Raw genomic sequence first — 9,438 nt, forward strand, 5'->3', positions numbered from 1 at the left:
CGCCCTGGCGGCCTGACTCAAGCCAACCAGCCTCCGGCGAAACCGGGGCGGTTCACAGGCTCCCTGCACCATCCGTTTGAGTCACTGCACTAGAATCTCGGCAGTAAGCATCAGGCTTCGGCAACCTCTTTGTCATAAGCAGACCGTTTAACAAGCAGGGTTGAGTGTACCGCGCCGAAAGGGCATTTTGTCGGCAGTAATTCTGACCTTGGTCCGATGCTGGCAGAGCGGTCCGTGCAGGAGAATGCGCTCCGGCCCAAGCTTGGCGCGGACGACCCGCTGATGCTCGGGCATTCGGTTAGAAACGCTTGAGCGCCAGCGCCTCCGCGCTGCGTCGCATGGACGCCACGGCACCAGCGCCGCGAGCCAGCGCGATGTGACTCACTAGCGCGTCCACGACGGCAAGCTGTGCGATACGGCTCGTCATCGCCTCCGTGCGGTAGCGCGTCTCCCGTGCAGCGGTATGCAGCATCACCTCGGCATGAGCCGAGATCGGGCTGCGACCAACATTGCTGATCACCACGGTGCGTGCCCCAACCTCTCGTGCCAAGCGCGTCGAAGTTACCGTCTCGATTGTGCTTCCGGAATGGGAGACGGTGAGCACCGCCACCTGCGGTCCCGCCAGCGACGCGGAGACGGCCTGCAAATGACTATCTACAGCCAAGCGGCTGTCCAGCCCGATGCGCAGCAGTCGGACATGAGCATCTTCCGCAACGGGAGCGGCGCTGCCGATACCATAGACCTCTACCCGCTGCGCGGCGAGCAGCAACGCAGAGGCACGCTCCAGCGCTGCCGGGTCTAGCACGGCAAGCGTATCGGATAGTGCCTGCCGACCGCCCTCGAACACCTTGCGCATCACAGTCGCCGCGTCGTCGCCCGCCTCCAGATCTTCCTGAATGGCTTGGACCGGGCGCACCAACTCCCGCGCCACTTCAATCTTCAAGTGCTGGAAGCCTCGCGCGCCCAACTGCCGGCAGAGTGCGATGACGCTGCCCTCGCTGGCACTTGCGCGTTCCGCCACTTCGGTGACGGATAGATGAACCACCTCGCCCGGCTGGGCGAGGATGACATCGGCAATCCGGGCAGCCGCCGGCGTAAGCCCTGGGCGGAGGGCGCGCAGCTTCTCCAGCGCGGGAAGCGGGGCGGGTGCATCCATCTGCACTGCCTAACCGAGCGGCACGCAGTCCGCAATGTGAAAATCTCAGTCGCGGCGTTGAGATGGCTGAGATGGTTTCATGCGATCTTCACGCCGCCGGCACGCGGCCGATGGCAAAGAGGCATGCGAACGCCGCGACAGGGGCACCCACCGCATGGCCAGCATCGCGCTCCGCCGCATCAGCAAGCGCTTCGGCGCGACAGAGGTGCTCCAAGATGTCTCGCTCGAGGTCGCGGATGGCGAGTTCCTGGCCATCCTCGGCGCCTCGGGCTGCGGCAAGTCTACTTTGTTGCGCATTCTGGCTGGGCTCGAAGGGGCGGATGCCGGCTCCGTCCTCATCGACGGGCACGACGTGACGGAGGCCACGCCAAAGCGGCGCAACCTCGCCATGGTGTTCCAGTCCTACGCGCTCTACCCGCACATGACGGTGTTGCGGAACATTGCGATGCCGCTTGAGATGCGGCGGCTTTCCGCGGCGCGGCGCGTGCCGGTGCTGGGCGGCCTGTTGCCGGGCACGCGGGCGCTGCGGCAGGAGATCGGCGCGGAGGTGGGGCGCGTCGCCGAGGCGCTCGGCCTGGCCGCGCTGCTGGACCGCCGGCCCGCGCAGCTGTCTGGCGGCCAGCGGCAGCGCGTGGCACTCGCCCGCGCCATGGTGCGTAACCCCGCCGCCTTCCTGATGGACGAGCCACTGTCAAACCTCGATGCGCGGCTGCGTGCGGAGGCAAGGGAAGAGATCCTAACCCTGCAGCGCCGCCTTGGCGCCACCGTCATTTACGTCACCCACGATCAAGCGGAAGCCATGGCGATGGCAGACCGCGTAGCGGTGATGCAGTCCGGTCGCGTCCTGCAGGTCGCGCCGCCACAAGAGCTTTACGAGGAACCTGCAAGCCTCGACGTGGCGCGCTTCGTCGGCCAGCCGCCGATGAACACACTGCCGGCGCAGGTGATGCCGGATGGAGAGGTCGTCGTCGCTGGAACGCGGCTGCCCTTCCGGACCGCGAGCGTCAGCGGCGCCTACATGCTCGGCATTCGGCCGGAGGCCTTGGTGCCGGCAGTCGCGGATGGCATCCCGGCGGAGCTGCGTCGCGTGGAGCTGCTCGGTGCCGAAGCAATCCTGCATGCCTCCGTGCCAGATTTGGGCGAAGTCCTGGTGCGGCTCGATCCCACCGAGGCGCGGCGGCTGCGTCCCGGCGCGATGCTTTCCCTGACGCCACGGCGCGCCGCGCTGTTCGGCGCCGATGGCATGCGGTTACCGCTCCATGCCCTAGAGCGGGAGCCGGCCCTTGGCTGACGCGGTCCGCCGCTCCGACCAGCGCCCTGGCGCGGGGGCCGAGGCCATCGCGGCCTGGTTGCTGGCCGCACCGGCCTTCCTGCTGATGTGGGCCATGCTCCTCGGCCCTGCGGTAGCGGTCCTGCTGCTGTCCTTCACCGACTGGACGATGGGTGATCCGGAATTGCCCTGGCGCGGCCTCGGCAATTACCTCGAGCTCTGGGGCGATCGCGTCTTCTGGACATCGCTTCGCAACACGCTGGTCTATGTGGGCGTGACGCTGCCGGCGACGGTCGGCCTCGGCTTGCTCGCCGCCATCCTGATAGAGGGCGCAGCACGTGGGCGCGCCTTCTACCGCGCGGCCTTCTTCCTGCCGGTCGCTTCCACTCTGCTCGGCATGGCGCTGGTGTGGGAGTTCATGCTGCATCCGCGGGTCGGCTTCGTGAACCAGGCCCTCGGCATGGTCGGCGTCGCGCAGCGGGACTGGCTGAACGACCCAGATGTCGCGCTGCTAACGCTCGCGGCCATCGGCGCCTGGCAGAATCTCGGCCTCGCCATGGTGCTGTTCATGGCCGGGCTCACCGCCATCCCGAAGGACCTCTACGAGGCGCTGGCGATGGACGGCGCGGATGGTGCGTGGGAACGGTTCCGGCGCGTCACCTGGCCGATGCTCGGGCCGGCGCTGGTCTTCGTCGTCGCCATCACGGCCATCCGCAGCTTCCAGGTCTTCGACACCGTGGCGGTGCTGACCGATGGTGGGCCGAACAAATCCACCGAGGTGCTGCTCTACACCATGGTGCAGAACGGCTTCACCTTCCTCCGCTCCTCCTACGGCGCGGCGATCACGGTCGTCTTTCTGGTCTTCACCTTGCTGCTGACGCTGGCGCAGACCTGGCTGCTGGAAAAGCGGGTCCATTATGGCTAGGCGCGCAATATTGCCGGAGCTCCTGCGCCACGCCACCTTGCTGGCCGGCGCGGCGCTGATGCTCGCGCCTTTCGTCGTCATGGTGGCGATCAGCCTGAAGCCGCCGGGCGAGGTTTTCGCGCCGCGCTTCACGCTCTTGCCGGAGCAGTGGCACGTCGTCCAGAACTACCGCGACGCTTTCACCAAGGTGCCGCTGGCGCGCTTCGTGCTGAACGGCTTCCTGGTCACCGGCGCGATCTTCGCGGTGCAGGCCGCGACAGCGCTGCCGATGGCCTATGCGCTGGCCAAGCTGCGCTGGGCTGGGCGGAACGCGAGCTTCGTGATGGTGATGCTGGCGCTGCTGATCCCGCCGCAGGTACCGGCCATTCCGCTCTACATCGCCTTCTGGCAGGCCGATATCCTCGATACCTACGCGGCGATCATCCTGCCCTCCACGGTCTCGGTCTTCGGCGTCTTCATGATGCGCCAGTTCTTCCGCACCGTGCCGGACGACCTGATCGCGGCCGCGCGGATGGACGGGATGGGCGAGTTCGCCATCACCTGGCGCATTATGCTGCCGACTGCGATCCCGGCGCTCGCAGCCTTCGGCTGCCTCAGCTTCATCTGGAATTGGAACGAGTTCTTCTGGCCATTCATCGCGATCCAAAGCGAGCATCTGGCGACGCCGCCGCTCGGCATCGCCTTTTTCTCCAATGCGGAGGCCGGGACGAACTGGGGCCCGATGATGGCTGCAGCCACCGTCGTCACCGCCCCGCTTGCCATCGCCTTCCTGCTCGCCCAACGCGCCTTCGTGCGGGGCGTGACGATGACCGGGATCAAATAGGCCAAGAGGAGAGACCCATGCGCATCACCCGCCGAGCAGCGCTCGCCGCCACCGCCGCCGCCGCCGCGCTCGCCGCGCCGCCCTTCGCCCGCGCACAGTCCCGCGGTGTGGAACTCAGCGTCCAGTACTCCACGCCCGTGCTCTTCCGCGACCTGATGGAAGCCATCGCGGCCGAGTTCATGCGCCAGAACCCGGACATCCGCATCGCCTACCGTGCGCCGGAGGAGGGCTACGAGGAGATCCTGCAGCGCAACCTGCGGGACGCCATCACCCGCGGCCTGCCCGATGTCGCCTTCCATGGCCTGAACCGCCAGCGCACGCTCGCGGAACGGAACATACCCGTGGACTTCAGCCCCTTCATGGCGGAGGATTCGGAGACCCCCGCCCTCGGCTACTCCAAAAGCCTGCTGTCCCTCGGCCAGGTCGGCGCCATGCAGACCGGCATCGGCTTCGCTCTCTCGACCCCGATCCTGTACTACAACATCGATCTCATGCGCCGTGCCGGCGGAGACCCGGCACGCCCGCCCTCCAGCTGGGAGGGGGTGATGGAACTGGCGCGTGCCATCCACGGCAGCGCGGACGGCGTGCAGGGGATGTTCTTCGATTGGACCATCACCGGCAACTGGTCCTGGCAGGCGTTGGTCTTCAGCCATGGCGGCAGCATGCTGAACGCCGAGGAGACGCGGGTCGCCTTCGGCGAGGAGCCGGGCCGCCACGCGATCCGGACGCTGCGCAACCTGGTGGACAAGGGCCGCATGCCGGACGTCCGCCCCGCGACCATGTTCAGCGATTTCTTCGGCGGGCGCATGGGCATCTCCATGCAATCCACCGCACAGCTCGGTCGCTACAACCGTGAGATCGGCGGCCGCTTTCCGCTGCTGACCGGGCGCTTCCCGCTTTCTTCGCCGAATGCCCGCCTGCCAGCCGGCGGCAATGTCGCAATGATGTTCACGCGCGACCGCCAGCGGCAGGAGGCGGCCTGGAAGTTCATCAAGTTCTCAACCGGCCCGGTCGGTGCGACGATGATGGTCAACGCTACTGGCTACATGCCGTCCACCACGATCCCGGCGGAGCGGGAGGAGATGCTCGGCCGTTTCTACCGGGACAACCCGAACCACCTCACTACCTTTCGCCAGCAGGATGTGATCACCGGCTGGTACGCCTTCCCTGGACAGAACGCCCTGCGCATCACCGACGTGATTAACGACCATCTGCAGTCCGTCGTCGCCCGGCGCGCTGAAGCCGATGCAGCGCTGGACCGCATGGTGGCGGATGTGCAGAACCTGCTGCCGCGGCGGAGCTAACCGGGATGGTCGCTCCGTTCACCTTCATCCATCTCACCGACCTCCATGTGACGCCGGACGGGGCGCCGCCGCTGTACGGCCTCGATCCCGGCGCGCGCCTCGCTCTCGCTGTGGCGGATGTCGCACGCTGGCACGGGCCTGAGGGTGCCTCGCCGGCCGCCTTTGCCGTCGTCACCGGCGATTTGACACACCAGGGCGAGCCGGAGGCTTATACGCGCTTGCGGGAAATCCTCGCTGACATGCCCTGCCCAGTGCATTTGATGCTCGGCAACCACGATGAGCGCGCGGCCTTCCGAACTGCCTTCCCGGAGGCACCCGTAGACGAGGCAGGATTCGTTCAGCAGGCTGTGGGCACCCCGGTCGGTCAGTTCCTGATGTTGGATACCAAGGAGCCGGGCACGCATGCGGGGCGGCTCGGCACGCGCCGGCTCGACTGGCTGTCCAGGCGGCTGCGAGAGGATAGCGGACCGGTGCTGCTTTTCCTACACCATCCACCGTACCGCGTTGGCATCATCGGCATGGACGAGATCCCATTGCTCGACGCTGATGCATTGTGGGAGGTGGTGGCGCCGCATCGCGCACGCATCCGCCACCTCTTCCATGGTCATCTGCACCGGCCGCTCTGTGGCTCCTGGAGAGGAATTCCAGCCTCCTCGCTCCGCGGCACTTCGCATCAAGTAGCGCTGAACTTTGCGGAGCAGCCGACGGTGCCCGGCAGCCACGAACCGCCGGCCTATGGGCTAGTTCGGGTGACAGAGGAGGCGGTCGTCGTTCATACCCATGATTTCTTAGACCAGACGGGAACCTTCGACCTCTAGGATCAAGGCGCGTTGACTGACAAGGGTATGGTCGGGTTGAGCAAATTAGCATGCGGCAAGCTGCGTGCAGCTTTGACCCAGGCCTGCCGAAGCTACTGTGCGATCTGCAGTCGTAGCCACCACAGCAGCGCAGCTGCCGCCAGTATCCGAAGCGCCACGACGAAAATGGTGCACACATGGCTGATCGGTTGACCCTCGACCTCATAGCCGCCGCCCGATGTTCTGCAACGACGATAGGCAGCACCAGCCGCACGCCGACGGGATCGTCAGCGGTGGCGCGATTACGTCGTCAAGGTACTTGAAGGCCGAGACGAAATCAAAGATGAGTTTCATAGAAGCTGGGGGACACGTGGGTGCAGAGCGTGCAGCACTTTCTCGAAGCTCTCATAGCAAAGATAGACACCGCCCGGCATCGGGACCACCGTGATGCTTCACGCGCTTAGCCAGCTCAACGCCAGCGAGCCCGGCAGCAAATAAGATAACTTGTCCTTCAATGATCCGAGCGCGATCTGCCTGATGATTGGCAACTCGCTTGGTGGCGAAGCCCACGAAATGGCTGGAGTCACCGCCGCATCATCAGCGAGATGCCAACCGCCTTGGTGTCTGCCCTGGCGGACTGGACTGCGGCGTCATCCAGCGACGCTGCCGCCACTTTAACCAACGCTGTTGCATTCTCCAGCGATGCAAATAGACCGAGGCTCACTGGTTAATCCTTTTCTCACCTACTAATGACGAAGCTGTCACTATCTGCGGAAAGCCTCCGAAGCGAGAGCATGGCGACGCCACGGCGGCATATCTACACATTCAGGTTCCGGTTAGTGATCGTGCATCGAGGCTAGGCGCCACGGGGCAGCCACCACAGCTGTTTGCGGGCACTGGGATGTGGCGCTCCGCGCGCCGTGACGGCATTATGACCACGCACGCATGCCATCGTTTTGTCGCTTGGCACGTTCGCGTCAACTCCCCGAAGGACAATGCCTTTTGCAGGCGGCACAGAGGCTTGATGTCCACCGATGTATGCATGCGCTTGGCTTACGCTGCTCGTGCGATTATCGCGCGGTGACCCACTACCACCGTCGGCTTGTACGGTGCCCGGTTCGCTGGGGTTCGAGCATCACTCAGCGTGTGGGCGCGCCAAGCGTTAAAGCAATACCTGGGCGGCATGGAAGCCCGCTCCGTACCGGTCTTCGCCGTTATCGTGCTGATCCCCCAGCAAACGAGCCCAATGAGTCTATGCCGATGGTCCCCGATCTATTGCAATCGGCGGTGGGTGCTACGCTAGGTATTTATCAATATTTCGGTTCGGAACCCGCCACCGAGCGGCTACGCTGCATGGCCCGAACCGTCACCGTCATGCTGCGTCGGGACGCAAGCCTTGTGAGGCGCAGGAGCCGCAAGCTCTCAGCGGACGAGCTGGCGCCAGAACCAGTTGGCGCCAAGCCCGCCTTTTGGCGTGTGTGCCTGCTTGGCGTCATGGTGCTCGCCGCGCTCGCGGTAGCTAGCCCAACCCGGGCGCAGATCGAGGAGCAGGGCCCGCGCTCGGATGGGCCCATCCAGTCCACTCTCCGGAACACGTTGCCTGACGGTGGCGACCCCTTCGGTTCGGTACGGGACCTCTCGGAGCGCGGTATCGATTTCCGCCTTTCCTACATCGCCGACGCGCTTGGCAATGTCCGTGGCGGACAGAGGCGAGGGTGGATTGGCCAAGGCCTCTTTGAACCATCGCTCCGAATAGACTTCGAGCGCCTCGCTGGTATCCACGGCCTACGCGCCTATGCGAATGGCTTCTTCATCCACAACACTGGCCGGGTGCGGCGCGATTTCGTCGGTGGCGTGAACACTATCGCCGCCATCGAGGCTATGCCCCGCATCCGCCTCTCCGAGCTATGGCTCGAGCAAAGCATCGCCAACGGTCTGGTGCGGCTACGCGCAGGTCAGCTCGCGGCCGATGTAGAGTTCTTCTTTTCAGACCTGTCACCGCTGTTTCTCCAAAGCGACTTTCCGACGATCAGCGCTCTCAATTTGCCAGGCGGCGGGCCTGCCTTTCCCCTGGCAACCCCTGGCGTACTGATGCAAGTCGTACCGAACGAGCGCCTCAACTTTCGTGCGGCATTGTTCAATGGTCGCGTCTCCCGCCCTGGTGAGGACGACGACCAGGTCCGCAACCGGTATAACACCGACTTCCGCATACGTGACCCGGGGCTACTCTTCGCAGAAGCGCGCTTTCGGCAGAACCAAGCGGTGGGTGAGGAGGGCCTTGCGCGCACCGTCCGGCTTGGCGGTTGGGCGCATCTGGGCCGCTTCGACAACCAGCGCCGTGCTGCCGACGGCACGCTCCTCGCTGATACTTCGGGCTCCGGCGTGCCGCTGCGGCGTCGGGGCACGGGCGGGCTCTACGCGGTACTCGACCAGCAGCTCTGGCAGCCTGCAGGCGGCGACGCGCTGTCGGGCGTGTCGCTTTTCGGACGGTTCTCCGTCGCACCGTCGGACCGCAGCACGATCGGCTTCTACATCGACGGCGGGATGGTCTTTGCGGATCTCGTGCCCGGGCGGCCTCATGACCGCTTCGGCTTCAGCGTCATCCATGCGCGCTACGCGGCAGCCGTGCGCCGCTTTGACCAGGATCTTCTGCGCCTCGATCCCGACGCCTCGGCTGGCCGACGCGTCTCCGAAACCAACTTGGAGCTAACCTACCTCGCCGAGATCGCGCCCGGCTTCGACCTCCAGCCTGTGGTCACGCATATCTGGAATCCAAGCGAGAGGCCGGGCCGCAACGCGCTCGTCGTGGGGTTGCGGACCCGGATCTTGTACTAGTGCAGCGACTTACACGGAACGTGCATCCAACTGGGCGATGATGGCGGCAGTCCGAACGAAAGGCTTCGGATCGACGTTGTGCTTGGCGAGGTATCGCTTGATGGCAGCGTGCAGATCGGCCAGCGAGTGGAGCTGGCCGGCAGCGTCAGGCAGCAGCGTCAGATAGGGCGCGACCAAAGCCCATGCGTCATCGATGACATCGGACGGACAGGGCCTGCGGGCATCTATGCCCCGCAGCCCGATCTTTATCCTGCCACGGGTCCATAACAGCCTCTAGTGTCCCGACCGCGAAATAGCTAGCCACTGCTGATCATCTGTGATTCGCTGC

General features: G+C 65.3%; 8 protein-coding genes and 1 pseudogene. 6 read left to right on the top strand and 3 right to left on the bottom strand.

Features of this window, described 5'->3' with window-relative positions:
* Nucleotides 1-298 precede the first annotated feature (298 nt).
* Nucleotides 299-1,156, bottom strand: a complete 858-nt coding sequence (locus AC5JJ6_RS27900; RefSeq protein ID WP_496045190.1) for a MurR/RpiR family transcriptional regulator — start codon at nucleotides 1,154-1,156, stop codon at nucleotides 299-301.
* A gap of 154 nt (nucleotides 1,157-1,310) precedes the next feature.
* On the opposite strand from AC5JJ6_RS27900, the gene AC5JJ6_RS27905 reads away from it, so the two are divergent.
* From AC5JJ6_RS27905 to AC5JJ6_RS27925, 5 genes are read left to right on the top strand one after another with little or no spacing between them, the layout of a single operon-like run.
* Complete coding sequence (locus AC5JJ6_RS27905; protein WP_496045191.1) at nucleotides 1,311-2,447, top strand: ABC transporter ATP-binding protein; 1,137 nt, start codon at nucleotides 1,311-1,313, stop codon at nucleotides 2,445-2,447.
* Nucleotides 2,440-3,351 (top strand): carbohydrate ABC transporter permease, encoded by a 912-nt coding sequence (locus tag AC5JJ6_RS27910; RefSeq protein WP_496045192.1) that lies wholly within the window; start codon nucleotides 2,440-2,442, stop codon nucleotides 3,349-3,351. The genes AC5JJ6_RS27905 and AC5JJ6_RS27910 overlap by 8 nt, the downstream gene beginning before the upstream one ends.
* A gap of 10 nt (nucleotides 3,352-3,361) precedes the next feature.
* Nucleotides 3,362-4,174 (top strand): carbohydrate ABC transporter permease, encoded by an 813-nt coding sequence (locus AC5JJ6_RS27915; RefSeq protein ID WP_496045193.1) that lies wholly within the window; start codon nucleotides 3,362-3,364, stop codon nucleotides 4,172-4,174.
* A gap of 17 nt (nucleotides 4,175-4,191) precedes the next feature.
* Nucleotides 4,192-5,478: an extracellular solute-binding protein gene (locus AC5JJ6_RS27920; protein WP_496045194.1), complete on the top strand. Its 1,287-nt coding sequence runs from the start codon at nucleotides 4,192-4,194 to the stop codon at nucleotides 5,476-5,478.
* Nucleotides 5,479-5,483: 5 nt separating this feature from the next.
* The gene (locus AC5JJ6_RS27925; RefSeq protein ID WP_496045195.1) at nucleotides 5,484-6,296 is read left to right on the top strand and encodes a phosphodiesterase; all 813 of its coding nucleotides are present in this window, start codon (nucleotides 5,484-5,486) and stop codon (nucleotides 6,294-6,296) included.
* A 431-nt stretch (nucleotides 6,297-6,727) separates the two neighbouring features.
* Here the strand turns inward: AC5JJ6_RS27925 and AC5JJ6_RS27930 are convergent.
* Nucleotides 6,728-6,868 (bottom strand): annotated as a pseudogene (locus tag AC5JJ6_RS27930) (DUF808 family protein); the annotation flags it as partial.
* 667 nt (nucleotides 6,869-7,535) lie between these two features.
* On the opposite strand from AC5JJ6_RS27930, the gene AC5JJ6_RS27935 reads away from it, so the two are divergent.
* A complete protein-coding gene (locus AC5JJ6_RS27935; protein ID WP_496045196.1) occupies nucleotides 7,536-9,110 on the top strand; it encodes a carbohydrate porin in 1,575 nt (524 codons plus the stop codon).
* Nucleotides 9,111-9,119: 9 nt separating this feature from the next.
* On the opposite strand, the gene AC5JJ6_RS27940 is transcribed toward AC5JJ6_RS27935, so the two are convergent.
* Nucleotides 9,120-9,287 carry a hypothetical protein gene (locus AC5JJ6_RS27940; protein ID WP_496045197.1) on the bottom strand — a complete coding sequence of 56 codons (168 nt, stop codon included), beginning with the start codon at nucleotides 9,285-9,287 and terminating at the stop codon, nucleotides 9,120-9,122.
* Between the last annotated feature and the right edge of the window lie 151 nt (nucleotides 9,288-9,438).

This window comes from Skermanella sp., assembly GCF_059503625.1.